Source organism: Dictyobacter halimunensis (assembly GCF_036245075.1).
Genome location: NZ_BSRI01000001.1, coordinates 2,674,545 through 2,697,620 on the forward strand (window position 1 = coordinate 2,674,545; position 23,076 = coordinate 2,697,620).

A 23,076-nucleotide genomic window follows, 5' to 3' on the forward strand; every position below is an offset into this window, starting at 1 on the left:
TCCAGTAAGTACATCATTCAGGAGAATCTTGAAGAGGAGAAGAAAAAATATATGAACCCTGAAGTGACAGAATACATTGAAAAAATAGACCAGCCCTGGCAGGTAGAGGTATGCAATCGTCTTCGCCAGCTCATCCTGCAAACGGTTGCTGAAGTTGACGAAGTCAAACTCTACAACCGCCCGCACTATAAAAAGAATGAGCAGTATCTGTGTGTCTTTTTTGTGGCCAAAAATGGGTGAATGTCACCCTCTTTAACGCCTCTGGACTTACCATCCCGCAGGGCTATGGGGAGATTAGCAGCAATGGCGACCGGGTAACAGCAAAAATTCAGGACGGGCAAGATTTCGATTATGCACTATTTACCGAACTCCTTCAACAGGCTGCCCGCACACTCTAATATCAGAAATTGCTTTACCGCACAAAATCGGTTATGCACTATTTACCGAACTCCTTCAACAGGCTGCCCGCACACTCTAATATCAGAAATTGCTTTACCGCACAAAATCGGTAGCTATTCGGGTGGCGTGTACCAATTGAAATAAAAAGCTCCTCCATAATGTTCTTCAGGATAGCTTATCTTGAAAAATTGGAAGGAACGCATTATATGCAAGGGGTACCAGAAAAAGATCAGCATCTGAATGCTTCAGAGCGTCCCATGCCGGACCTTCAGTTGATCCGCCCCAATCACGCGCCAGCCCTGCTTGCGTTCGAGCAGGAGAATCGGGCCTACTTCGCGGCGTCGATTCCGGATCGGGGGGACGAGTTCTTCGCCGAGTTCGACACGCGGTATGCGCAAATGCTCGAATGGCAGGCTGCCGGAACGGATTACTTCCACCTGCTGGTGACCGAGGGTGGCGAGGTGGTAGGACGGGTGAACCTGTTCAAAGTGGCAGACGGTTCGGCGGAGCTCGGATACCGGATCGCGCAGAAGGCCGCTGGACAGGGCCTGGCCACAGTGGCGGTGCGCAAGGTACGCGAGCTCGCCGCCACAGAGTACGGACTCACCAGGCTGCGCGCGAGGGTCAAGCTGGACAATCCGGCCTCGCGCAAGGTACTTGAACGCAACGGCTTCGTCGCCGTCAGTGAGCTCACGCTTAACGACAAGCCAGCCATATCCTATATCTGCGAGCTGCGGTGACGCAACGCTCTCGCCCGAACGTATTCGTGAAGCGGCGCTGGACCTCCAGCGCCGCTTCACGAATACGTTCGGGCGAGAGCATTTTGTCAGTTATCGGTTCTGCTCTCGATCTCGCTCACTATCGAGCAGGGCCATCAGTGGCTCGGGATATCGTTCGCCCGCCACTGCGTCTTTCGGGATAGCCTGTTCGATTCGGGCCACGTCATCAGCTGTCAGTCGCAGGTCGAGGACCTTTAAAGATTCAGCGAGGCTCTTGCGCCGACGTGTTCCGACCAGCGGCACAACATCCTGTCCACGCGTGAGGATCCAGGCAATGGCTAGCTGCGAGACGGTTGTCCCCTTTGCCTCTGCTACCGAGCGCAATGCATCGACGAGCGCGAGGTTGCGGTCGAGGTTGGCTCCGTTGAAGCGCGGGCTGAGACTGGTGAAACTGCCGGGCGCATGTGGACGATCTTTCGACCATTGTCCGCTGAGAAGGCCATGCGACAGGACGCCATACGCGGTAATCCCGATGCCAAGCTCGTGACAGGTCGGGAGAATATCCGCCTCGATGCCGCGCGAGAACAGCGAGTATTCGAGCTGTACGTCAGTGATAGGATGCACCGCCTGCGCGCGCCGTATTGTGGCGGACCCGACCTCGGAGAGGCCAATAAAACGTACGTAGCCGGCCTTGACCATGTCCGCGATAGCGCCAATGGTCTCTTCAATAGGCACAGTATCATCCAGGCGGGCGGGGCGATAGATGTCAATGTAATCGGTGCCAAGCCGACGCAAGGTATACGCCAGAAAGTTCTTGACCGAGGCGGGACGACCATCGACACCAATAAAGCGGCCTGCGGGATCGCGTAATCCCCCGAACTTATCGCTAATCACGACCTGCTCGCGCGACCGTCCCCGCAGCGCCTCGCGCAGCAGCATCTCGTTGTGCCCCATCCCGTAGAAATCGGCTGTATCAAGCAGAGTAATACCACTCTCAATGGCGGCCAGGATCGTCGCGATGCTTTCAGCCTCATCTGCCGACCCGGATGCGTCAGACATGCCGCTGCAGCCCAGACCTATAGCCGATACGCGAGGACCATGCGTTCCAAGCGAACGTGTAATCATGTGCTCAACTCTTCTCTTCCCTATAAGACGTTTCGAACGTTTTTCGTACTTTTTGAGCAGCTACCAACGACAGTCATCGCGCCTCTCTGCTGTCGCTGATGCTGAATGCCTGCTTGCTTTTTGCCAGGCCTAACTTAGCAACGTCCAGGGCCGTCTGGCCGCCAAAATCCGCGATAAACAGCTCAAGCGATAGATATCCCTGGTAGCCTGCCTGATAGAGGAAGCTGGCGATCTCGGCGGTCGGGGCGATACCGTCGCCGGGGAAGACGCGATCCTTATCCTGAATGGTGGCTCGCTCTGGATTGGCCGGGTAATCATTGACGTGGACGATGCCGATATGGCTGCTTTTGAGATAGGCGAGATTGTTGACCGAACTGCCACCAGTATACATGTGATAGGGGTCCAACAATATCTTCACATCGGACAAGCCGCTCTGCAGGGCGACCGTGAGCGCGTCACTGAGCGTCGAAAGCTGCTTTGCTCGTCCCCAGAACTCCAGATAGGGCTCCACGCCAATGCGACGACCAATCTCCACGAGATGCGCGAAAGCGGCGGCCATATCGGCCAACGTGACCTGATCCACATTCCCAAAGGGAGGCGCGGCGATCGCCGGGCACCCCAGTTCGGCCAGGATTCGCATCTCCTTTTCGGCCTGGACCATGCCCTGCTCGCGCACAGTCGTGTCCGCGGCGGCCCAGGTGAAAAAGCTAATGCAATTGACGATGGAGATCCCCAGTTCGTCCCCATATCGCTTCAAATCCTGGAGATTTCCCCCCTCGGCCAGATAGTGCTCGATATCGCGCATCCAGAGCTCAACGCCCTCATAGCCAGCCTCGGCCGCAACCTGCATCTGTTGCTTAACGGGGAGATGAAACGGAAATAGTGTGGATGCATTTAACGCCAATTTGAATGGGAACATGGATGATCCTTTCTTGCTACGTGGTTAGAAGGAGTGGACAAGCATGCTCTCTCGCAGAGACATGCTCCCCTTAGCGTACCGGATTTAAAGCCTATTTTCAAGATTTTACCGGCAAAAAGGGGGGTGGCATTATGTGATTTCACCTAGCCGTTTTCCGGTGATGACTGATCGGTCTTGCTGGAGGATGTCGGTCTGAGAGGCGTATTGATCGCGTTTCTTGATCAGGAGCCAGCTCTGCTCGCCCATGCGTTTTGAGCGGATGAGCGTGAATTCACCTTGCAGTTTTTCTCCGTAGAGCAGAAAATGGAGCGCACCCTGGTCGAGCTGCTTTCTTAGCTGTTCCTGCATGGCGTCTCTGGTCTGGCCTGTCAGAGGCCGGTAGTAGCCCTGGTCCCAGACGATGACTTCGCCGGCTCCATAGCCGCCCTGCGCAATCACACCTTCGAAGGTGCGATACTCGAAGGGATGATCTTCTACCATGATGGCCAGCCGTTTATCGTTTGGATTGAGCGAGGGTCCCTTCGGCACGGCCCAGCTCTTCAAGACGCCATCGAGTTCCAGCCGAAAATCGTAGTGAAGATGGGATGCCTGGTGCTTCTGTACCACAAAGACAAGGTCGCCTGGCTTTCTGCTTTCTTCATGAGCTGCGTCGAGGTTCATGCTGTCCCTTCCCTCCGTCTTCTTTACCACTGGCGCCGGCGCTGACCGCCGACGTTGTTGCTGCAACGTATTGTAATAGTATAGCGTTGCAGAGGGCCGGTGCGTGTCATCAAGCTTGAGAGAGGAGACGACTTTTTGTTATCAATACAGAAAACTTTTCAGGCACAAGGAGGCGCATATGCCGGACGCGAAGGATCGTTTACCGTATACCAGCACAACATGTCTGTTCTGTCGCATCATCCAGGGTGAGGAAAAGGCCTCGCTCGTTTTTGAAGATAATATCTCCGTGGCCTTTTTAGACCACAGGCCTGTGTTCCCTGGACACTGTCTGCTAGTGCCCAGGGAGCACTATGAGACGCTCGCCGATCTCCCCGCCGAGCTGGTTGGCCCCCTGTTTCAGAACGCGCAACTGCTTGAGCGGGCCATTGAAGGGGGCCTGGCCGCCGATGGCACCTTTGTGGCCCTCAATAACCATGTCAGCCAGAGCGTGCCCCACGTGCATATCCACCTGGTGCCGCGTCACCGCAAGGATGGGCTGCGAGGCTTCTTCTGGCCCAGGCAGCGCTACCAGAATGAAGCCGCCCGGCAGCAAGTACAGGAAACGCTCCGCGCGGCCATCGCCAGCATCCGTGCAGATTCTTAGGGCATCCGTAAGCAGCGGTAATGCGCACACCATACTATTACAAAGAAGGAGATAGAGAAGGCATGGATAAAGAGAATGCAACTGTTTCCAAAAAGGTATGGAAAAAGGATCAATACGAGGCCAAACGCCACGTTTCCTGGTTTCTTGACAAGAGAGAACATTTGCTCTATACTGAGGCAATACCAGATAGGAGAACGAGCAAAAACGCATGATTCGCGCTCATAAGATCAGGTTGCATCCCACTTCAGAACAGGCCAACTCCTTGGCACGCGCCGCAGGAGTGGCCCGCTTCGTGTGGAATTGGGCGTTGTCCGAGTGGAATCGGCGCTATGACGTTGGGGAGAAACCGACCGCTCTCAAGCTCAAGAAGCACTTTAACGCGATCCGACGGGAACAATTCCCCTGGACATGGGAGGTCACCAAGAACGCTTCTGACCAACCCATTCTCGATCTGGGCAAAGCCTTTACCGCCTTCTTCACCGGCAAGGCTCGCCGCCCGAAGTTCAAGAGCAAGAAACGCAGCAAGCCGAGCTTCTATCTCTCCAACGACCAATTTGAGTTGAGGGATCATCGCCTCTGGGTTCCCAAGCTCGGATGGGTCAATATGGCCGAGAATCTTCGCTTTCAGGGGAAAATTCTCGGTGCACGCATCACCAAGACCGCCGACTGGTGGTTCGTGAGCATTCAGGTCGAATTGCCTGACAAGATCCCTGAAAAGAAAGCGGCAGCGGTAGGCATTGATGTCGGATTGAACCGCCTGGCGACCTTAAGTACGGGAGAGCAAGTCGAGAACCAAGCCTTTCTCAAAACCGCACTGGGGAAACTGCGCCAGGCCAACAAACGCCTGCATCGGAGAAAACCAGGGTCGAAGAATCGGGAAAAAGCGCGCAGGCAGGTGGCACGTTTGCACTACCAGATTGTGTGCTTGCGCCAGGATGTCCTGCAGAAGCTCTCGACCAAGCTGGTGAACTGTTATGGTATCATCGGGGTAGAGAACTTGCATCTCAAGGGGCTGCTCAAAAACCGACGGCTGGCCCGCGCGTTCTCTGACGCCGCGCTCGGCACGCTGGTGCGCCTGCTGGAAAGCAAGGCCTCCCAACGAGGTGGACAGGTGATCAAGGTCGATCGTTTCTTTCCTTCTAGTAAGACCTGCCACTGTTGTGGGTGGACGTGGGAGCAGATGACTCTCAAAGATCGCATCTTTGTGTGCCAGAATCCCTCCTGCCCCTATGTTCACTTTCCCCAGGATCGTGACCACAATGCTGGTCAGAATGTCCTTCGAGAAGCCCTGCGCTTGATCGGGCTCATTGATCAAGCCGTCTCCGGTACTGGCTCGGGCGAAGACGAAAACTTGGCTGTGGACGCGGGGTAAGACCAAAAAGGCCGCCTGGTCTTGAGGCACCTACGGATGAAGCAGCAACAACGAAAGACGCAGGAAAGCGATGCGTGCATACGTTTTCCTACATTAATCGGAGCAGATATCGGCCTATCGCGAGATCGGTCCCCGACGTTACCGAGAAACTTCTGGCCTTTATTATGAGGACTTCGTTGTGGGCGATACGTTTGAGCATCGTCCGGGCCGCACCATCACAGATGCTGACAATATCTGGATGACGCTGCTGACGATGAATGTGCAGCCCGTTCACTTCGACGCCGCCTACGCCGCGCAGACCGAGTGGAAGAAGATGCTGGTGGATAGCACCCTGACGCTGGCGCTGCTCACCGGCATGAGCGTGCGCACCGTCAGCGCGAAGGTGGTGGCGAACCTGGGCTGGGACAAGGTACGGGCCACCCATCCCGTCTTTGCCGGCGACACCCTCTACGCGGAATCTACGGTGTTGTCGAAGCGGGAGTCCAGGAGCCGTCCCACCCAGGGCATCGTCACCGTGTCCACGCGCGGCCTCAACCAGAACGGCGTCGAGGTGATGAGCTTTGAACGCACCATGCTGATCCATAAGCGTGGCCATTCCCCCGAAGATGCCGCCAATTATTGATACCGTTAACTTGCTCTAAGTAGGGCACCAACTCTGACAAGGAGCGAGATTTGAATGATCCTGTCTGTGCATTAGTTCATAGACAAAGCCTCAAAAAATAAATATAATTATAGAAAGTTGGCAATGTTAGATGGAATTATTAAACGCTTTAGAAATATCCTAAGAAAGACAGGGTCTTCAAACATGGCTAAGAAACAAAAAGACACACAGATCCAGGCTCAGCAGACAACTATTCCAGAGAAAAAACGCAAAGCCGTGACCGAACTGACGGATGATGATCTAAAGCAAATTCACGGCGGAACACGCTCCACACACAAACCTGGGGTAAGCGAGATTACGATAACCAAGTACTCGGATAAATCCTCTAACTCTTAATGCCGACGTAATTCCAGCTCTTCCCACGAGATGCTCATGTAGGACTACACCATCCCTCTCGTGGGCAGATCCATGTTTGAGGGCCAGACCTGCTCACTTCGTAGGCATTTACAGATGGGTCTACCCCCTTTCTTTTTCTGTTGGCTTCCCCTTCAATTGGTCTGGTCTCTCTCCTCCATATCAAACGCACAAAAATAGGCCATCATTATGACCAAGGCGTGATGGTGGAGATTATTCCTGCTTCTGAGCTTGTTTTGGTGAACTCATTGTAGCAGTCAATGATCCTTGACAGGACTTAATTTAAGTCTTATATTAAGGGTAATATTATCTTATCAATGTATTCCGTTTACCACGATTCTCCTAATCATATCGCGATAACGCCATTCTGAACTTGTTTTCGACTCTATTGTATTAAATTTTCTGCACGAGGAGTAGAGGATTTGCTAACAGCCAGGCTGACATCGCGCGACGTCAGGCGCGTTAATCGATCCACCGTGCTGCACGCGATCTATCGCGCTGGAGCTATCAGCCGCCTGCAATTGAGCCAGAGCTGTGGCTTAAGCGTCGCTACCGTTACGAACGTTGTGACCGAACTGCTGGCCGAGGGTATTCTGCTGGAGGCCGGGCTGGAAGCTTCGGATGGTGGCCGGCCACGGGTGCTGCTCCGTCTCAATCGCGAGTATGGCTATTTCCTGGGTGTTGAGATTGGCGAGACCGATGTGGTGGTGGAGATCTTTGATCTAACCCTGCGAAACCTGCGCACCGCCCATTTTTTTCTGTATGGCGAAGAGAATCATCCCCAGAAGGCTGTGCAATATGTGATCGAGGGCGTTACCTCGTTGCTGACCGCTTTAGCTATCCCTGCTGAGAAAGTGCTGGGTATGGGCCTGGGCGTGCCGGGGCTGGTAGATCATGCCGATAATGATGCCGTTCTGGCTCCAGCGTGGCACTGGCAACGCGTGCCCCTGAAGGCGTTGATTGGCCAGTCCCTGCGCATCCCGCTGTTTCTGGACAATGGCGCCAAAACCATGGCCCTGGCCGAGATGCATAAACGGGAGGCGGTGACGAGAGATGAGACGATGATCGTGCTGAACCTGGGGACCGGCGTTGGCGCGGGCATCATCTATGAAGGTACCTTGTATCGCGGCAAGACGAATAGCGCTGGCGAATGGGGCCATACGGTAGTGGCTCTGGATGGGGCTCCATGCCGTTGTGGGCATCGCGGCTGCCTCGAAGCGTACATTGGCGCGACCGCGATTATCCGCCGCTTCCGAGAAAGCGCATCCAGCAGCCTCCTTTCCTCGGCAGAGGATGAGATGCAGGCCCTCACAGCGATCCTCGCGGCGGCCCAGCATGGCGATGGAGCGGCTATCGAGGTCCTGCATGATACCGCTCACTACCTGGGAGCTGGCCTGGCGAACCTCGTGAATCTCTTCAATCCGCAATACATGATCCTGGGCGGCTGGGTCGGGACCCTATTGGGACCATATCTTTTATCGCAGGTGCGGCAATGCGTCGCTCGCTACGCGCTCGCGGCGCCGTTTGAGGCGACCCAGATACTTGTCAGTCAGCTAGGGAAGGATGCTGGCAGTATCGGTGCGGCCCTGCTCGCGCACGAAAGCTTTCTAACTTCTGATATCCCTACCAATGACACACAGCAATCCATTTCTCTGGCAACTCTGTAGAGTGTGTTTGACTCTCATAATCATCGCCTGCGGCCTGCATGCGTTTTCGCACCTGCGGTGCTCACGAGTCAGTGCTGTGTTGGTGCATGCGGTGCGCATCCGCGCACCGCATGCACCAACACAAAAAAACAGTGCGGCCGCATAGCGGACGCGCGTGCGGGGGCGCTCACGTGCCCCCATATGAAGAGAGCTGGATACTCTCTACGTGGTTGCTTGATATAGCTAGCCATCGGGCTTTTTTCTTCCTGGTTGTGCGACCAACATGTATTTCAAGGAGGATTAGTATGTACTGGTCGACCCTTGCGCGCAATGTGTCTTTGCGCACCCTCCACATCGCCGTAATCTGTACCGTCCTGCTCTTGAGTATTGTGGCCATCTTCTCCAGTCCGCCGCCAATTCACGCGGCCGGCGAAACGGTCAATGTCTGGCTGACCACGGGCGATCTGAGCACACATCTGGCGCCGCAGGCCAATCTAACCTTCGCCAACGGTAGCGGCGGCGGCAATGTGATTACCGTCAACGAGAATCAGACCTATCAGCAGATGGATGGCTTTGGCGCATCTTTTACGGATTCCAGCGCCTGGCTGGTCTATAACAAGATGAGTAGCAGCCAGCGTTCAACCCTGATGAACAATCTCTTCAGCACGTCGAGCGGCATCGGCCTGAACTTCTTGCGCCAGCCGATCGGAGCCTCGGACCTGACGCCGCCGGCTCCCACGGTGGGCGAGTATTCCTACGACGACATGCCCGCCGGCCAGACCGATCCCTTCCTGGCCCATTTCTCGATCAGCCACGACACCGCCTACATTATTCCTGTGCTCAAGCAGGCCCTGCAGATCAATCCCTCGATTAAAATCATGGGCACACCCTGGAGCCCACCGGGCTGGATGAAGTCGAGCGGCTCCATGGAGGGCGGCACGCTCAACAGTAGCGCCTATGGTCCCTACGCCAGCTATCTGACGAAGTATGTGCAGGCCTACCAGGCGCAGGGGATACCGATCTACGCCATTACGCCGCAGAACGAGCCCCTCTACGTGCCCAATGGCTATCCCGGCATGTCCTTCCCCGCCTCGGATGAGACCAACTTTATCAAGAACAATCTGGGACCCACCTTCGCCCAGAACGGCATTACCACCAGGATCCTGGGCTACGACCACAACTGGGATCAGCCAGGCTATCCCACCACTATCCTGAGTGATTCCAGCGCCAGTTCTTATACTGCCGGGACCGCCTGGCACTGCTACGGCGGGACCGTCGACGCGCAGACCACGGTCCACAACTCGTTCCCCAACAAGGACGCATGGGAGACCGAGTGCTCCGGTGGCACCTGGGAGAACAGCAATGGCTTCCCCAATACGATGTCCCTGCTGATCGGCGTGGTGCGCAACTGGGGCAAGTCGGTGGTGCGCTGGGGGATGGTGCTCGATCCAAATGGTCAGCCGAACCTGGGGACCGGCGCGGCCTGCTCGACCTGCCGTGGCGTGGTGAGCGTGGATCAGAATAGCGGCAACGTCACCTACAACGGGGACTATTACGGCCTGGGTCAGGCCAGCAAGTTTGTGGCTCCCGGCGCCTATCACATCGATTCCAGCGCTGGCAGCAATGGCGTGCAGGACGTCGCGTTCAAGAATCCTGATGGCTCAAAGGTGCTGGTCGCCTACAACTCCGCCTCCAGCAGCCAGTCCTTCAATGTGCAGTGGGGAGGCGAAAACTTCTCCTATACCCTGCCGGCGGGGGCGGCGGCCACCTTTAAGTGGAGCGGCACCCAGTCCGGTGGCGGCTCCGGCGCGCCCGTTGGCAAGACCATCTGGCTCAAGGCCACCAACGGTAACTACGTCAGTGCTCGCATCGACCAGAGCAACAATCCACTGGAAGCCATGGTGACGCAGGTGCAGGCCTGGGAAGAGTATGACGTCATCGACGCCGGTAACGGGTTGATCGCCCTCAAGTCCCACGCCAACGGAGATTACGCCAGCACGCGCATCGACCAGAGCAATAATCCGCTTGATGCCAGCGTCACGCAGGTACAGCTCTGGGAGGAGTTCAAGTGGCTCCCGCAAAGCGATGGCACCATCGCGCTGCAGGCCCAGGCCAACAACGACTACGTCAGCGCCCGCACCGACCAGACCAACACCCCTCTGGAAGCCATGGTAACCCAGATCCAGGGCTGGGAGAAATTCACCTGGGGACAGGTGTAATCGTAACTGCGGGGCTTGCCCTGCTTCCCTTATCACGCAAAAAAGAAATAACAATTATTTCTCTTTTTGCTTGATATTAAATAATGCATCTATGTAAGAGCAACAGGGACGCATACACCCCTGTTGCTCTTACATTACCCTTCATGGCTCCCTATTTTCTTGCATTCTTCAAATTTTTATGTTATCCTCGTATTTGAGGACGTTCTAAAATTTTGTAACGAGAGGTGTTTTTTGAAGAGAGCGGACTTGATTCTCCATCCGGTCAGGATGCGCGTGATTCTCGTTTTAAACGACCGAAAATGTACGCCCAAACAAATTGCTGCTGAACTGAAAGATGTGGCTCCGGCGACCCTCTATCATCATCTCAACCTGCTTACCGAGGCCGGGGTCACTCAGGTCGTTGAAGAGCGCCTTGTTCGTGGTACCTTACACGAAAAGGTCTATGCTATCTCGGACACCTTTACGCTCCTGAGTCCTGAGGAGGTCGCGACCGCATCGAAAGAGGAGTTGATGCAATGCTTTCTCGCCTTTGCCTCCAAGCTCATTGGTGACCATGCTCGTTACCTTGATCTTAAAGAAGGCGGCTATTATACGGATGCCGGATACCACCAGCATGCCGTCTATTTGAGCGATGAAGAGTATGTCCGATTTGGTCAGGAGGTTAACGCTGTTCTGTTGCCCTGGCTCAAGCAAGCACCTGCTCCTGGTCGCCGTCGATATTTGCTTACCACTATTTCCTTTCCTGATCTGGAACGTGAAGAGACCTCAAACGATGAGCACGAATCCGACAGTATCTCTTGAAAGACAGAAATGAGGCGACAGTATGTTCAGTTTCTCCTGGTCTGAATTTGCGCTGTTGTGCGGCGCGGCGTTGCTTGGGATCGTCTGTGTTACCCCCTACACGCTGGAACTGAACCACGATGCATTTAAAAAGGCTGAGGCGCGGATGCATCAACCTCCCTGGGTACTCGCGCTGCTGCAGGGGACGCAGGGCTTGGTCCTCATGGCCGTGGCGACCGGCCTGGGATTGCTCATTGCGCATCATATCGGTCTGGGTGCACCATTGATCGAAGGCCTGCTGGCTGGCAAGGCGGTGACGACTCAGGCGCAGGGGATCATCGCACCGGCATTGATCTTAGGGATAGCCCCTGCTGCGGTCCTCTTGCTCCTGGAGATTACTGTCTTCTGGCCGCGCCTGCCGCAGGTTATGCGCACCACCTTTCCAATTCCCGCCTTGTGGAAACGTTTCCTGGCGTGCTTCTACGGTGGTACTGCTGAGGAGCTGCTGTGTCGCCTATTCTTGCTTTCTTTGCTGGCCTGGCTTATCGGCCTGGTCTGGCATGTACCGGATGGTAAACCAACGCTCGGGGCATTGTGGCTCGCCAACATTCTGGCGGCAATAATCTTTGGCCTGGGCCACCTGCCGGCCACGGCTACGTTGGTCAAGTTAACCCCTTTGCTGATTGGGCGTGCCATTCTCCTCAACGGCATCGCTGGCGTCGCTTTCGGCTATCTCTTCTGGCAGTATGGTCTGGAAGCGGCGATGGTGGCCCACTTCAGCGCAGATCTTGTCCTGCACGTTATTGGAGACTCCATTGCGAAAGCGATACGTGTGAAGGAGGCGGCCAGAGGGTAGGAGAACGCAGAAGTTTTCCTGAAAACGCGCATCCGACTTTGCTAGAGCGTCACGGTAAATGGTAGGGTTCTGTATTCGAAAATCTACATATTAGGTTTGTGACTAGTCTTGAAAGAGTTGCAGAGATGAATATATCCTGGCCCGTTTTCTTCCTTATCTGTGGGATATTGTTTGCTATCATGCTTGTTCTGTTCTGGCATCCAAAGCTGCCGTGGACACCTATGAGAACACCTGCCGATTGGGAGCCCTCCCATCCTGTTTTCCACGATGATGATCGGTACTGGTATGCAGACTTGTGGTACAACAATCCTGACGATTCTGATTTATTTGTTCCCAAACGTTTTGGTTTCGGGTGGACCCTGAATTTCGGTCATCCTCAGGCCAAATGGTTCCTGATCACGCTCCTGGGGCTGCTGTTCTTGCTGGGGGTGGGACTGCCTCTGATAGTGACGATTTTTGGGAGTGGGAGCATGCACCCATCTGGCTGCCACACGTTTGGATGTCGGCCGTAACACATCTTCAGAGAAAATGCGCGCACACCAATCGGTACATGATAAATGGAAGCCAGGATGATTCCACTATATGTGCCTGCTGCTCACCGTGCTCTTTTTTGATTGGTTTTGCCGTTGTCCTGGGCTTCGCCGTGCTCAGGTCGGGCAGCATCCTGCTTGCCGCTTATCTGCACGCCCCTGATGACCAGACGACGGGCTTCATTGTCACTCTGGACTACAAGCCGTTCAACCCCGTCTTTTCCTTTGGAGTTGGCATCTACGGTATTGCGATACTGGTTTTGATTACCCTCCTTATCCTACGTGCCCCCATCTGGTGGGGCAGGGGCAGCTCCCTGATCTCTCCCTCAGTGGGAGCGGATCAGATAAACTGAAAGTGCCAGCTGTTGAGATTACGCGGGTGAAGTGTCGCACATGCCGTGCGAGGTTCGGCCTCTTTGGCGTAGCAATACAATGCTGCGCCAACTCACGTAATGTGCTTCAAAGTACCGTTGAAGGTTGCCGCTACAATAACGTTCCCTTCCTGTTTCTCGCGCTCACTCGGGCAAATATGACAGGAGATGTCATGAGGAGAAGATATACTGCTGGGAGTGAGTATTATGGAATAAGGTTTTCTCTCTCAGAGGAGGTTATGATGCGGTATGGTCTTTCTCTCCCAAATGGAGGGGTGTGCGGGGATGCACGCGTGCTGGCGGAACTGGGGTGCCTGGCGGAGGCGGCGGGATGGGATGGAGTTTTTGTCGAGGATTACATTGTGCACCAGAGCGATGGGGCGGTCCCAACCTGTGATCCATGGATCGCTCTAGCGGCGATAGCCGTTGGCACAAAACAGATTTGGTTAGGGACCTCGGTGACGCCCCTCTCCAGGCGACGACCATGGAAGGTGGCTCGCGAGGCAGTCGCCCTCGATCAGTTATCCAATGGACGCTTTATTCTGGGTGTTGGCTCAGGGGATGCGGGTGAGGCCGGTTTCAGCCGTGTCAATGAGGTAAGAGATGCCAGAGAGCGGGCGAAGATGCTGGATGAGGCGCTGGAGATCATCGTGGGACTATGGAGTGGAGAGCCATTCAGCTATCAGGGGCACTATTTTCAGGTGCAGGAGATGACCTTTTTGCCCACGTCGGTGCAGAAACCGCGTATCCCCATCCTGGTAGGTGGAGGCTGGCCGCTGAAAGGTCCCTCGCTGCGGGCGGCGCGCTATGATGGGTGCTGTCTCTACAAGCAGCATGAACCGGGAGACTCCAGTGATTGGATCCCCGATGAGGTGCGCGAACTCAAGGCGTTTATGGAGGCCCACCGCGGCGAACAACCACGAAACGAGCCATATGAGATTAAGCTCGGAGGTCGCAGCCGTTCGGCAGATTGGGAGCACGATCGCGCCTTAATGAAGGTACTGGCCGAGGCGGGCGTCACCTGGTGGGTCGAATATGTACCTGCTGGCTCGGTAGAAGAGATGCGTGAGAGCGTGATGCGTGGCCCCTTAAGGATCGAGTAGCCGCCTGGCATGTTTATTTTTTCCTGGTTGGTGCCGGCACGCTGTCCAGCCGATGGTGTTTCTCTTAAGAAGGATAAAGTTCCTGCAAGCGCTGGCGCACCTCGGGGGTGAAGCGGAACGTTGTGATGTTGTCGAGGCCCACCTGTGGTAGATGGCTGTGTTCGGCCACCAGCAGATTCACCTGCTCAACACGCCGATTATACTTCAGGTCGTCGGCCTCGCTGCTCATCGCTTTTAGCAATAACTTGCTCAAGGCATCTACATAAGACCAGCGCACGATGACCTGCTCATTTGATAGCTCAAATGTTTGTCGGCCCATCAGATAGCGGCCTGCCAGATACCGCCCGGAGACCTGTGCGTCCTGCCAGCTGATGCTAAACGCCCGCCCATGGTAGCGTGTTTTTATGCCCGTCTCGCAGACCTCTATGGATTGCCGTGCGAAAAACGCTTGAAAAAAGAGCGCAAGTATTAATATAGTTATGATGAAGAGCAGCACGAATACAACAAGGGAACCCGGTGAATGGTTATCCAACCTCATTATTGGCCAGAAAGGAGCTGTAATGAGCAATACTACCAGCAGACAAAAGCAGATGGTTAGCGGGATGACCACCGGACGGTTCCAATCCAGGGACACTACAAATGGGAGCTTCATGGGCACTGGCGGAGGATTTTTTACAGTCAGCCTTAGCGGTTGAACCTCATTATGCAAGGCATACAGGCGGCGCGCACCAATACGCAGCCAGTGTCGCTCCTCAAATATCTGAGTAAGGATTGTTTGCAACAGATAAAAGCTTATGAGGCAGCTATAGGCAATGAATACAATTGTCTGCTTCTCTGTCTGGATTAGTACTCTTCCTATGATCATGAATGCCAGCCAGAACAAAGCCAGGAAGATATGTATGCCACGCTCAATGTACATAAACTTCCAAATAGGATCGAGCCGCCTGAGCGTCCGTCGCTGGGCCGCATTATATAAACGGTTGCTATGACCCATGATTTGTTTTTACCTCTCTGTTTACCGAGATACCAATGTTTATCCACATATAAAGCATGTATTTATCTTTTGCCAGTTGGCACTGGCACTCTGTCCAGGCCGACCAGGGGTAGGCCGGTGCGTCCGCGAATGTAGCCGAGCAGTTGTTGGTGCCAGCGATCATAGGCTTGCTGGTCGAGTTCGGGCCGGGTTGGCATCTGTGAATTGATTCTGAGCCGGTGGCGCCAGCGGATAATCCGGTACGGGCTGGCTAATTCATAGTAACGGCTGTGCCGGTTGGGAGTGAGGTCGAAGAGGTTAAATGGCCCTCTGTAAGTTGAGAAGAAGCAGATCTCCTGCCACGGCATTGAATCTCTGACCTTACTTATCCTGATGGTGATAGCGGCTTCGGATATCTCTTTAGAGTTCCATTGCGTTTCGTTCCTTCCCAGATATGCAATAACGAGAAGCAATATGCCGACCAGCAGGGTAGCCGCGACTCCTATCAGTAAAGCAATAAGTAGAGAGGGGGCGGAAAACACAAAAACTATCATGGTTATATAAAAGAAGGCGTATGGTAGGGCAATCAATAGCTCGCTTATGTGTATCCGGGTAGCAACCCTAACAGGTTGGGGCGGCTGAGGGGATGAAGCGGGTTGGTCTGACGCGAGATAATTCTCGGGTCGCGTGAAGGCTAGCTGTCTTTTCTGTTGCAATCGGCGCCAGTAACGCAATGGCCGATATAAATTATAAAAATACATCCAGAAATTGCAGAGAAAAATCAATGATACAGCAGCTATTCTGAGCGTTGCGGTTATGTTAAACAGACCAAATGCCAGCGCCAGCGTTAGAATGAGCAGGTATAGCGCAGCAGGGATGCCACTCGAAATCAGCCCAATAGTAATTGACTTCTGATTTCGCCCTATTATTTGTGGATCTCTCGGCGCAAAGGGTGTATTGCGTAAGTTATGCTCGAACATCGTAGCCTGTCTTTCTACATTTATTTGGCGGACAGAAAGTACAGAGATATGTGTTAGCGTGACCGAACTGCCTTTGTATTTGACTTCAATGTATCCAGGCGTAGCAGATGTAGGTGACTGTGTTCGGCCACCTGGGCGTTGACCTGTTCGATCAGGGTGTCATAATAGTTGTGGTCGGCGAAGTTGTTCGCCGCCTTCAAGAGGTAGTTTCCCGTTATTCCCTCCTTGGACCAGCGCACAATGACCTGTTCGTTGGACAGCTCAAAGGTTTGTCTGCCTCCAGTAGCACGGCTGCTATACTGAGCGAACAGGCGAGCATCTTCCCAGCGCATGCTGCATTCCTTGCCCTGATAGGAGGTCTTGATACCCTCTTCATTCACCTCAATACGCTGTCGCAAGAAATATGCATGGTAAGCTAAAGCCAGTAAAAGAATGAGTAATAAAAAGAGGAGTACGGGACCAACTATAGCTGCAAAAACGTAATAGCCCCCGTTGCCATCGAATCCCCATACTATATATCCCCAGAGGTCTAGTAGTAAGAGGATAAGGAACGTTATACCGGTAATAAGAATGGTGCGGCGGTTCCAGTCCAGGGATACGGCGAGCGGCAAAGGTGCTAGCTTGGTCGGCATAAGCCTGACCGATTGAATCTGTGGGGACTCACCATTGTGGAGAATATCCAGTCGGCGCATACCGATGCGTAGCCAGTGTCGTTCGTTCATGATGTGGTTGATAACAGTTGGTTGTAGAAGCATATATAAAGTGAAAAAGGAAGATATGATGGAGATGAGCCTTGGGTGTGTTGATAGATAGTATCCAGTCCAGCTTAGAATGAGGATGCTCAGGGAGATGTTCACGACGCGCTGGATGCGCATAAACCACCAGATCGGATCGGTGCGTTTGATCTCTTTGCGCTGGGCCGCATTGGGTAACTTATTTGAGTGCTTCATTAATTGTTTCCATATTCTTGTTCTAGCGATTCTTGATTCGTGAGTTGAGCATAACTGTCCTTCTTATTTCTTCCCCGCTTGCACAGGTACTCTGTCCAAGTCAACCAGGGGCAGGCTGGTGCGTTCGCGAATGTAGCCGAGCAGTTGTTGGTGCCAGCGATCATAGGCTTGCTGATCGAGTTCTGGTCGGGTGGTCATCTGTGGTGCAAGTCTGGGCTGGTAGCGCCAGCGGATGATGCGTTGCGGACTGGCCAACTCATAATATCGGGCATGCTTGCTGGTAGAGAGCGCAAAGTGTGTGGGAGGTCCTTTATAAGTCGCGAAGAAGTAGATATTCTGCCATAGCAACGGTTCTCTAATCTTATCCATCGCCGCAGCGATGCCACCCTCGGATACCTCGACATAGGGCCATTTCGGCTTGTTGCGCTGTACATATACTGTAACCAGAACCGCTATACATAGCAGAGCAGCGGTTATGACCCCGATTAACAATGCCATAGGCAGAGATGTATTGAAAAACAACAAACACATCACCGTCATTAAGATAAAGCTATATGACAAGGGGAGCAGCGATATAGCGCTTTTTTTTGTGATAATGGCGACTCTACCAGGTCGGGGTGGTTCGGAGAATGCAGCGGGCTGGTATGAGGCTAGATAGTTTTCTGACTGCTCGAATGCCAATTGTCGCTTCTGTTGTAATCTGCGCCAGTACCGTGAGGGTAAGTAAGAACTATAAAGAAGCGTCAAGAAATTTAATAAGGGAATACTGAATAAAGTGATAAGTCTAAGAGCATAAATTAATTGAAATCCTCCTGGTAAGAAAAGAGCGAATAATGCAGGTAAGTAAAAAAAAGACCCGACGGCATACATAATGATTACAACCTTAAAATTGCTGCTGCTGTATGTCACCAGTTGCGGGTCTTCTGGCACAAAAGTTGTATCTCTGAAATTATTATCAACCATATGATTGTATTCTTTCTATTTTTTGCACGTTATTTTTCTTCTGGTGACATAGGGGTACCGTCCAGGTCGACCAGGGGCAGGTTGGTGCGCTGTGTGATGTAGCTGGAGAGATCTCGTAGCCATAGCTCGTATTGTTGCTGGTTCATTTTTGGCTGAGTGGTGACGGTGGCGACGCGGCTCCGGTTGGCGAGCCAGCGCACGACCGTTTGCTGGCTCGCGATCTCATAGTATTGGCTGCGTGGTGGTTTTGAGAATAACTGCAGAATTCGATAGCGCGTGAACAGGCGGGCATCCTGCCAGTTGATATGGCTGTCGATCATGTTGAGGCGTGTCGAGATGCCCTGGGCGTTGACCTCGATGCGTTGCTGCGTGGAGCGCTGGATAAACGGTGTCATGAAGATGCCTAGACTCAGGGCGAAAATGAACGGAGATATCAGGCCTGATAGCGCCAGGCGCTGGTGAATGATGGCGTTGAATAGGCTGTTGTTCAGCAGTGATCCAAGAAAGAAGCCTTCTATAAAGAACATGATGAATAGGCGATAGGCTCTCGGACGAATGATCAGGCTGACCGGTTGGGGTGGTTCAACGATGTGGATGGGTTGCGATTGCGCCAGAAAGGCATCTGGTTGTTGGATCGCTCGTTGGCGCTGGCAGTTCAGATGCTGCCAGTAGCGCTGGCTGGCCAGTAGGATGACCGCTGATAGCACCAGCATGATGAACAACAGGATTCCTATGACTAGCCAGAAGGCATTACCGAAGCCCGGCAGCGCTGGCATGAACAGGCTATGAGTCAGGCTGAGCACGCCATAAATGACCATCAGCAGGCTGATCCCGATCCCTATCAAGACTACCAGGCCGCTCTGACCACTCCACTGTATGCGCTGCACCAGCGGATCGTCTTGCGCCAGTGGTGGAGTGGTGTCCGCGCTTTCATAAGATAACGTGTGCAGGCTTTCGCGGACCTGGCGATTGAGCTTGATTGGCGAGGTGTTGTCCAGGCGCAGCAGGGGCAGGCGGGTGTGTTCGGATACCAGTGCGTTGACGCGCCCGATCAGCCAGTTGTAGTCATGCTGATCGCTGACGTTACTTACAGTCTTCAGCAAAAAGTTGCCCAGGAACTCGTGCTGGGACCAGCGTACGATGACCTGCTCGTTGCAGAGTTCAAAGATTTGCCTGGATTGCGCCATGACGCCTGATCGATACTGTGCAAAGATGTGTGCATCCTGCCAGCGTATGCTGTATTCCTGGCCCCGGAAGCGGGTCGTGATGCCCTCCTCGCTGACCTCGATGCGCTGCCGCAGGAAGTATGCCTGGTATGCCCATGATGCCAATAGCCAGACAACCGTAAAAAGGATAATTGTGGAGAACACTATAATGATAAACACGTTCTGGTTAGAGGTTCCTGGCCAGAGAATCTCTGTTACTACTATCGCTACGGCAAAGGTTGCCAGCACTACACCAATAATGATAAGTACATCGCGCCTCCAGTCTAGTGCTACCACAAGAGGTAGATCAACTGGTTGTGTGGCGGTCTGTTTTGCTATTTGTCCCCCCACCGACACATCATTGTGTAAGGCGTACAGGCGGCGCTCCCCAATGCGTAACCAGTGCCGCTCTTGCCACACTTGTTTGAAGATAAGCCGTAGTAAGAGAATGCAAAATACGATGAGGCCTATTGGATTGTTCTGCGCAATCTCCCTGTACACGTGGATATCAAAAACGATGTAGCCTGCACACATAAATCCCAGAATAATACTGACGATGCGCTCGATGCGCAGCGATCTCCAGATAGGGTCGTGACGCTTGATGGCCTGGCGCTGTTGCGAACTATATCCATCGCTCATATCTTGTTTCACATCCTTGTTGCAAGATTAATTTGATATATAGATTGACGCATAAATGTGTAGCAGGTCCAACTACATAATAAACTTAAAAGAGGGAAGAGCATAATATAAATAGTTCTATTGATGAGTACGGAAAACAGCTTTTTGTGCTTCACTTTTGGGGCTGATATGGCAATAGGCACAAAAAGTACGCGCCTTTCTGATGATGTTAGATGTCGAGATGGCCACTGGCTTCGATGGCCGCGCGAAGATTGGCTGCATCGGGTTGCAGGGATGTGTGAAATGTCTGCGCGACCTGTGTTCTGGTCTCTTCTGTCCAATCGTCTCGGAAGTAGATGTTGTGAGCCAGATAAATCAAATCTTGCACGACTCGTTCCCAGAGATAGTAGGTGAGGAGGGTCCAGTCGATCTTTGCGTTGGCGTATCCTTGAAAAAATGCCTCCGCGTGTGGTGGCCTGATAAAGATGAAGTCACGTTCTTTGGGGGCGAGCATCACTTCATCCCAATCGATCACGAACACGCGCCCCGCTTGATCGCGAATCAGATTTCTCGCGTGCAGGTCGGCGTGACAGATAACGTAGGAGAAGGTGCGCGACTGGAGCAGCTCCGCCAACTGTTGAAGTCGGGATACAGCCGCGTGGATCGTGGGCTGATGGGTCTTCCAGGAGGAGAGAAGGGCGCGTCGTGAGGTAATCGTGCTGCTCTGATCCTGCAGGTGTTGCGTTTCAAAGATCTGTATCCATTGGACGTATTCCGTCGGATCGAAGCGCTCATTGCGCAGTGACTCAAAGCCTGCGGCGGGTAGCCTGACCTGGTGAATGCGCTGGAAGATGCCGCCAACCTCCTTCCACTGGGCATCGGTCACTCCTGTTAAGCTGCATTCCCCGCTGATCCATGGATAGAGAATCACCGTCCATTCTACGGACCGGGTCCACAAAGCACCACTCCTGGTAGGAACGGGAGCCACAATGGCGGTGATCCCTTGATCGCGCAGATAGGCGGGAACAAGACAGGCAGGTTCATAGAGCGGGCGAGTAGTGGCTTTAAGCAGATAGGCACTGCCCCGCTCGTCTACCACATGATACACTCCGGCGTTGTAGTCATGTCCCAGAGGCAGAAACTCAAATTGAGCAGGGATCAGCCCATACTGATTCTGTAAACAGGCTCGCAGATCTTCTTCTCTAATGCCAGGTGGTTCACGCATCGCTTCCCTCCGATCACGAACGCAATGTACAACTTCTCCAGGGAGTATATCAGATGGGGAGCGGTTTTCCCAGGCAGGATGTATCAGAGGTATCATTCAAAATTTACAAACAGAATGTAAGAAACACGAACCCTCCCCCCCAACGTGATACGCCCCCGTAGGGTCGACCTTCAACGGTCGACCGGGCTGCCAGCGCCAGCGACGGCAGCCCACGTACCCGGCCGGTTCGGCTTCTCGTGGAAAACATCTCGCCCCACGTGGTACCCGGCAAGGAACGTTCGCTTAAAGGTTCGTGTGCGGAACGTTCCCCTCGGGGAACCACGTTTCCCATCGTGGATGCCATGGGAAGCGGTATCGTGGGGGTACGTGGGCCGCCATTGCTGGCGCTGGCGGCCCGGTCGACCGTTGAAGGTCGTCCCTACGATTACGTTCGTTTTTGAAGAGGCGTTTCTTATTACGTGGGTGTTTGGTTTTTGAAGGGTGAGGCGGGATCGGTGAGCACCATGTTGAGCGTGCGGGCGTTGGATTCGACCGGGTTGGCGATGGCCTCCTCTAGGATCTGCTGACGCTCCTCGTCGCTCAGGTCGCGTGAGGGGTCCCAACCGTAGCGCTTGAGGTCTACGCGTCCGTCTTCCATGAACTCGACGCCTTCAGCCTCCAGCAGCTGGCGCATGCGGCCGATCTGCCCGAAGGCGCGGCTGCCGCTGAGCTCGCCCTTGCTGTTGATGACGCGCTGGGCGGGTACATGCTCTTTGGAATCGTGCATAAACCAGCCGATCATGCGGGCGCTGCGCGGATAGCCCAGGGCCTTGCCGATCCAGCCATATGTCGTCACGCGGCCACGCGGACATGCCTCGACGAGCGCGAAGGTCTGCGCCATCAGCTTGCTTACCTGCTTACGGACCGCCTCGGTATCATTAGTGGTCATACAATCTACCTCTTTATCTCTATCGCTCTGCTTCGTCTATGAAATGATGCTATGATAGTAGCGTATTTCAGCATAGAATAAAAGACCTTATACAACGTCGGGATTTGAAACGCTGAGCAAGCAACTAAAAGGCCGGGCTCCTCTTGATCGGGAGGAGCCCGGCCTTTAACGTTTTGAATTGTACGTCAGTGCTGTGTCAGTTATAAGGTTTGGCGGGCACGTGCGTTGGGGCCTGGATTTCTCAGCGAACCTTTGACGAAGAAGCCGACGGCGGCCGCGATTAAGCCAGTAATCAGGTGCAGGATGTGGTCGCCCGCGTTCAGGTGGGTCAGCCCCAGGAACAGGCCTTTATCGTCGCCATACGATCCGGCCGGGAAGTAGAGCTGTGGGATTAGTCCGAGCAGGGCCAGTAAGACATAGACGATGCCAAAGATCTGATTGAAGCGGCGCTCATAGCCGGTGAAGGCCGACGCGATACCCAGCAGACCTGTGACGACATACAGAATATTATGGATCGTATCGGAATCGAAGATGCCGAAGATGGCCTGTACACCGGTGCTGTTCTCGGGCGGGGTCACAAAACCCACAATACCCAGAATAAGGAAGATGATACCGATCACCAGTGCGATCACACGATTGATTGACCAGTTAGCCATGGAGTCCTCCGTATCGATAGTTGTATGATAAAAAAAGCTAGTACTTATAAATGAGCCTGGGTGAATCTTATCTACTTCATAATCGTAGGTGTCGATTCGCTTACTCTTCTATAGTACGGACCCCTCACTTAAGCAGATGCACTTTATTCTGTTTCTCAACATTTATTAATTTTATTCCAATCAAATTAAGCTTATGGATAAGCTTTTGTTAGACATTTATT

General features: G+C 53.6%; 26 protein-coding genes. 15 read left to right on the forward strand and 11 right to left on the reverse strand.

Going from position 1 to position 23,076, the window contains the following annotated elements:
* Positions 1–51 precede the first annotated feature (51 nt).
* Together AABA21_RS10880 and AABA21_RS10885 are read left to right on the forward strand one after the other, a co-directional pair.
* Positions 52–240 carry a hypothetical protein gene (locus AABA21_RS10880; protein WP_338249718.1) on the forward strand — a complete coding sequence of 63 codons (189 nt, stop codon included), beginning with the start codon at positions 52–54 and terminating at the stop codon, positions 238–240.
* Positions 241–656: 416 nt separating this feature from the next.
* Positions 657–1,139: a GNAT family N-acetyltransferase gene (locus tag AABA21_RS10885; protein WP_420917146.1), complete on the forward strand. Its 483-nt coding sequence runs from the start codon at positions 657–659 to the stop codon at positions 1,137–1,139.
* 90 nt (positions 1,140–1,229) lie between these two features.
* Here the strand turns inward: AABA21_RS10885 and AABA21_RS10890 are convergent, their stop codons facing one another.
* From AABA21_RS10890 to AABA21_RS10900, 3 genes are all read right to left on the reverse strand, one after another.
* Positions 1,230–2,243 carry an aldo/keto reductase gene (locus AABA21_RS10890; RefSeq protein WP_338249722.1) on the reverse strand — a complete coding sequence of 338 codons (1,014 nt, stop codon included), beginning with the start codon at positions 2,241–2,243 and terminating at the stop codon, positions 1,230–1,232.
* Positions 2,244–2,316: 73 nt separating this feature from the next.
* Positions 2,317–3,162 carry a sugar phosphate isomerase/epimerase family protein gene (locus AABA21_RS10895; RefSeq protein WP_338249724.1) on the reverse strand — a complete coding sequence of 282 codons (846 nt, stop codon included), beginning with the start codon at positions 3,160–3,162 and terminating at the stop codon, positions 2,317–2,319.
* 129 nt (positions 3,163–3,291) lie between these two features.
* Positions 3,292–3,822 carry a DNA polymerase ligase N-terminal domain-containing protein gene (locus tag AABA21_RS10900; protein ID WP_338249726.1) on the reverse strand — a complete coding sequence of 177 codons (531 nt, stop codon included), beginning with the start codon at positions 3,820–3,822 and terminating at the stop codon, positions 3,292–3,294.
* A 178-nt stretch (positions 3,823–4,000) separates the two neighbouring features.
* Here AABA21_RS10900 and AABA21_RS10905 point away from each other — a divergent pair, with 178 nt between their 5' ends.
* The 12 genes from AABA21_RS10905 to AABA21_RS10960 all read left to right on the forward strand — a co-directional run bounded on the left by AABA21_RS10905 (position 4,001) and on the right by AABA21_RS10960 (position 14,357).
* Positions 4,001–4,465: an HIT family protein gene (locus AABA21_RS10905; RefSeq protein ID WP_338249728.1), complete on the forward strand. Its 465-nt coding sequence runs from the start codon at positions 4,001–4,003 to the stop codon at positions 4,463–4,465.
* 62 nt (positions 4,466–4,527) lie between these two features.
* The gene (locus tag AABA21_RS10910) at positions 4,528–4,677 is read left to right on the forward strand and encodes a hypothetical protein (protein ID WP_338249730.1); all 150 of its coding nucleotides are present in this window, start codon (positions 4,528–4,530) and stop codon (positions 4,675–4,677) included.
* On the forward strand, positions 4,674–5,837 hold the full coding sequence (locus AABA21_RS10915; RefSeq protein WP_338249732.1) for an RNA-guided endonuclease InsQ/TnpB family protein: 1,164 nt from the start codon (positions 4,674–4,676) through the stop codon (positions 5,835–5,837). Before AABA21_RS10910 ends, AABA21_RS10915 begins: the two co-directional genes overlap by 4 nt.
* Before the next feature lie 106 nt (positions 5,838–5,943).
* A complete protein-coding gene (gene ripB / locus AABA21_RS10920; RefSeq protein WP_338251016.1) occupies positions 5,944–6,459 on the forward strand; it encodes a (R)-specific enoyl-CoA hydratase RipB/Ich in 516 nt (171 codons plus the stop codon).
* 183 nt (positions 6,460–6,642) lie between these two features.
* On the forward strand, positions 6,643–6,834 hold the full coding sequence (locus AABA21_RS10925) for a hypothetical protein (protein WP_338249734.1): 192 nt from the start codon (positions 6,643–6,645) through the stop codon (positions 6,832–6,834).
* A 440-nt stretch (positions 6,835–7,274) separates the two neighbouring features.
* Positions 7,275–8,519 (forward strand): ROK family transcriptional regulator, encoded by a 1,245-nt coding sequence (locus AABA21_RS10930; RefSeq protein ID WP_338249736.1) that lies wholly within the window; start codon positions 7,275–7,277, stop codon positions 8,517–8,519.
* Between the two features lie 284 nt (positions 8,520–8,803).
* Positions 8,804–10,717 (forward strand): glycoside hydrolase family 30 beta sandwich domain-containing protein, encoded by a 1,914-nt coding sequence (locus tag AABA21_RS10935; protein ID WP_338249739.1) that lies wholly within the window; start codon positions 8,804–8,806, stop codon positions 10,715–10,717.
* 231 nt (positions 10,718–10,948) lie between these two features.
* A complete protein-coding gene (locus tag AABA21_RS10940) occupies positions 10,949–11,518 on the forward strand; it encodes a helix-turn-helix domain-containing protein (RefSeq protein ID WP_338249741.1) in 570 nt (189 codons plus the stop codon).
* A 22-nt stretch (positions 11,519–11,540) separates the two neighbouring features.
* Positions 11,541–12,353: a CPBP family glutamic-type intramembrane protease gene (locus AABA21_RS10945; RefSeq protein WP_338249743.1), complete on the forward strand. Its 813-nt coding sequence runs from the start codon at positions 11,541–11,543 to the stop codon at positions 12,351–12,353.
* A gap of 125 nt (positions 12,354–12,478) precedes the next feature.
* Entirely contained in the window at positions 12,479–12,865 is a 387-nt protein-coding gene (locus AABA21_RS10950) for a DUF5808 domain-containing protein (RefSeq protein ID WP_338249745.1), read from the forward strand.
* A 98-nt stretch (positions 12,866–12,963) separates the two neighbouring features.
* The gene (locus tag AABA21_RS10955) at positions 12,964–13,236 is read left to right on the forward strand and encodes a hypothetical protein (protein WP_338249747.1); all 273 of its coding nucleotides are present in this window, start codon (positions 12,964–12,966) and stop codon (positions 13,234–13,236) included.
* Between the two features lie 257 nt (positions 13,237–13,493).
* Positions 13,494–14,357, forward strand: coding sequence for an LLM class flavin-dependent oxidoreductase (locus AABA21_RS10960; RefSeq protein WP_338249749.1), 864 nt, complete (start codon positions 13,494–13,496; stop codon positions 14,355–14,357).
* Positions 14,358–14,421: 64 nt separating this feature from the next.
* Here the strand turns inward: AABA21_RS10960 and AABA21_RS10965 are convergent, their stop codons facing one another.
* The 6 genes from AABA21_RS10965 to AABA21_RS10990 all read right to left on the reverse strand — a co-directional run bounded on the left by AABA21_RS10965 (position 14,422) and on the right by AABA21_RS10990 (position 21,271).
* On the reverse strand, positions 14,422–15,351 hold the full coding sequence (locus AABA21_RS10965; protein ID WP_338249751.1) for a hypothetical protein: 930 nt from the start codon (positions 15,349–15,351) through the stop codon (positions 14,422–14,424).
* 62 nt (positions 15,352–15,413) lie between these two features.
* On the reverse strand, positions 15,414–15,698 hold the full coding sequence (locus AABA21_RS10970) for a hypothetical protein (RefSeq protein WP_338249753.1): 285 nt from the start codon (positions 15,696–15,698) through the stop codon (positions 15,414–15,416).
* 665 nt (positions 15,699–16,363) lie between these two features.
* On the reverse strand, positions 16,364–17,260 hold the full coding sequence (locus AABA21_RS10975; protein ID WP_338249755.1) for a hypothetical protein: 897 nt from the start codon (positions 17,258–17,260) through the stop codon (positions 16,364–16,366).
* 63 nt (positions 17,261–17,323) lie between these two features.
* A complete protein-coding gene (locus AABA21_RS10980) occupies positions 17,324–18,223 on the reverse strand; it encodes a hypothetical protein (RefSeq protein ID WP_338249757.1) in 900 nt (299 codons plus the stop codon).
* A 29-nt stretch (positions 18,224–18,252) separates the two neighbouring features.
* On the reverse strand, positions 18,253–20,067 hold the full coding sequence (locus tag AABA21_RS10985) for a hypothetical protein (protein ID WP_338249759.1): 1,815 nt from the start codon (positions 20,065–20,067) through the stop codon (positions 18,253–18,255).
* A gap of 208 nt (positions 20,068–20,275) precedes the next feature.
* A complete protein-coding gene (locus tag AABA21_RS10990) occupies positions 20,276–21,271 on the reverse strand; it encodes a phosphotransferase enzyme family protein (protein ID WP_338249761.1) in 996 nt (331 codons plus the stop codon).
* A 236-nt stretch (positions 21,272–21,507) separates the two neighbouring features.
* Between AABA21_RS10990 and AABA21_RS10995 the strand changes: the two genes are divergently transcribed.
* Positions 21,508–21,711, forward strand: a complete 204-nt coding sequence (locus tag AABA21_RS10995; protein ID WP_338249763.1) for a hypothetical protein — start codon at positions 21,508–21,510, stop codon at positions 21,709–21,711.
* A 14-nt stretch (positions 21,712–21,725) separates the two neighbouring features.
* Here AABA21_RS10995 and AABA21_RS11000 read toward each other — a convergent pair whose 3' ends face one another.
* Complete coding sequence (locus AABA21_RS11000; RefSeq protein ID WP_338249765.1) at positions 21,726–22,199, reverse strand: MGMT family protein; 474 nt, start codon at positions 22,197–22,199, stop codon at positions 21,726–21,728.
* Positions 22,200–22,399: 200 nt separating this feature from the next.
* A complete protein-coding gene (locus AABA21_RS11005; protein ID WP_338249767.1) occupies positions 22,400–22,855 on the reverse strand; it encodes a DUF4383 domain-containing protein in 456 nt (151 codons plus the stop codon).
* Positions 22,856–23,076 lie beyond the last annotated feature (221 nt).

What these genes read in the sequence shown, in the direction of transcription:
- AABA21_RS10880 (WP_338249718.1), top strand. Translation starts at nt 52, where the DNA reads ATGAACCCTGAAGTGACAGAATACATTGAAAAAATAGACCAGCCCTGG.
- AABA21_RS10885 (WP_420917146.1), top strand. Translation starts at nt 657, where the DNA reads ATGCCGGACCTTCAGTTGATCCGCCCCAATCACGCGCCAGCCCTGCTT.
- AABA21_RS10890 (WP_338249722.1), bottom strand. Translation starts at nt 2,243, where the DNA reads ATGATTACACGTTCGCTTGGAACGCATGGTCCTCGCGTATCGGCTATA.
- AABA21_RS10895 (WP_338249724.1), bottom strand. Translation starts at nt 3,162, where the DNA reads ATGTTCCCATTCAAATTGGCGTTAAATGCATCCACACTATTTCCGTTT.
- AABA21_RS10900 (WP_338249726.1), bottom strand. Translation starts at nt 3,822, where the DNA reads ATGAACCTCGACGCAGCTCATGAAGAAAGCAGAAAGCCAGGCGACCTT.
- AABA21_RS10905 (WP_338249728.1), top strand. Translation starts at nt 4,001, where the DNA reads ATGCCGGACGCGAAGGATCGTTTACCGTATACCAGCACAACATGTCTG.
- AABA21_RS10910 (WP_338249730.1), top strand. Translation starts at nt 4,528, where the DNA reads ATGGATAAAGAGAATGCAACTGTTTCCAAAAAGGTATGGAAAAAGGAT.
- AABA21_RS10915 (WP_338249732.1), top strand. Translation starts at nt 4,674, where the DNA reads ATGATTCGCGCTCATAAGATCAGGTTGCATCCCACTTCAGAACAGGCC.
- AABA21_RS10925 (WP_338249734.1), top strand. Translation starts at nt 6,643, where the DNA reads ATGGCTAAGAAACAAAAAGACACACAGATCCAGGCTCAGCAGACAACT.
- AABA21_RS10935 (WP_338249739.1), top strand. Translation starts at nt 8,804, where the DNA reads ATGTACTGGTCGACCCTTGCGCGCAATGTGTCTTTGCGCACCCTCCAC.
- AABA21_RS10945 (WP_338249743.1), top strand. Translation starts at nt 11,541, where the DNA reads ATGTTCAGTTTCTCCTGGTCTGAATTTGCGCTGTTGTGCGGCGCGGCG.
- AABA21_RS10950 (WP_338249745.1), top strand. Translation starts at nt 12,479, where the DNA reads ATGAATATATCCTGGCCCGTTTTCTTCCTTATCTGTGGGATATTGTTT.
- AABA21_RS10960 (WP_338249749.1), top strand. Translation starts at nt 13,494, where the DNA reads ATGATGCGGTATGGTCTTTCTCTCCCAAATGGAGGGGTGTGCGGGGAT.
- AABA21_RS10965 (WP_338249751.1), bottom strand. Translation starts at nt 15,351, where the DNA reads ATGGGTCATAGCAACCGTTTATATAATGCGGCCCAGCGACGGACGCTC.
- AABA21_RS10970 (WP_338249753.1), bottom strand. Translation starts at nt 15,698, where the DNA reads ATGCCGTGGCAGGAGATCTGCTTCTTCTCAACTTACAGAGGGCCATTT.
- AABA21_RS10975 (WP_338249755.1), bottom strand. Translation starts at nt 17,260, where the DNA reads ATGAAGCACTCAAATAAGTTACCCAATGCGGCCCAGCGCAAAGAGATC.
- AABA21_RS10980 (WP_338249757.1), bottom strand. Translation starts at nt 18,223, where the DNA reads ATGGTTGATAATAATTTCAGAGATACAACTTTTGTGCCAGAAGACCCG.
- AABA21_RS10985 (WP_338249759.1), bottom strand. Translation starts at nt 20,067, where the DNA reads ATGAGCGATGGATATAGTTCGCAACAGCGCCAGGCCATCAAGCGTCAC.
- AABA21_RS10990 (WP_338249761.1), bottom strand. Translation starts at nt 21,271, where the DNA reads ATGCGTGAACCACCTGGCATTAGAGAAGAAGATCTGCGAGCCTGTTTA.
- AABA21_RS11000 (WP_338249765.1), bottom strand. Translation starts at nt 22,199, where the DNA reads ATGACCACTAATGATACCGAGGCGGTCCGTAAGCAGGTAAGCAAGCTG.
- AABA21_RS11005 (WP_338249767.1), bottom strand. Translation starts at nt 22,855, where the DNA reads ATGGCTAACTGGTCAATCAATCGTGTGATCGCACTGGTGATCGGTATC.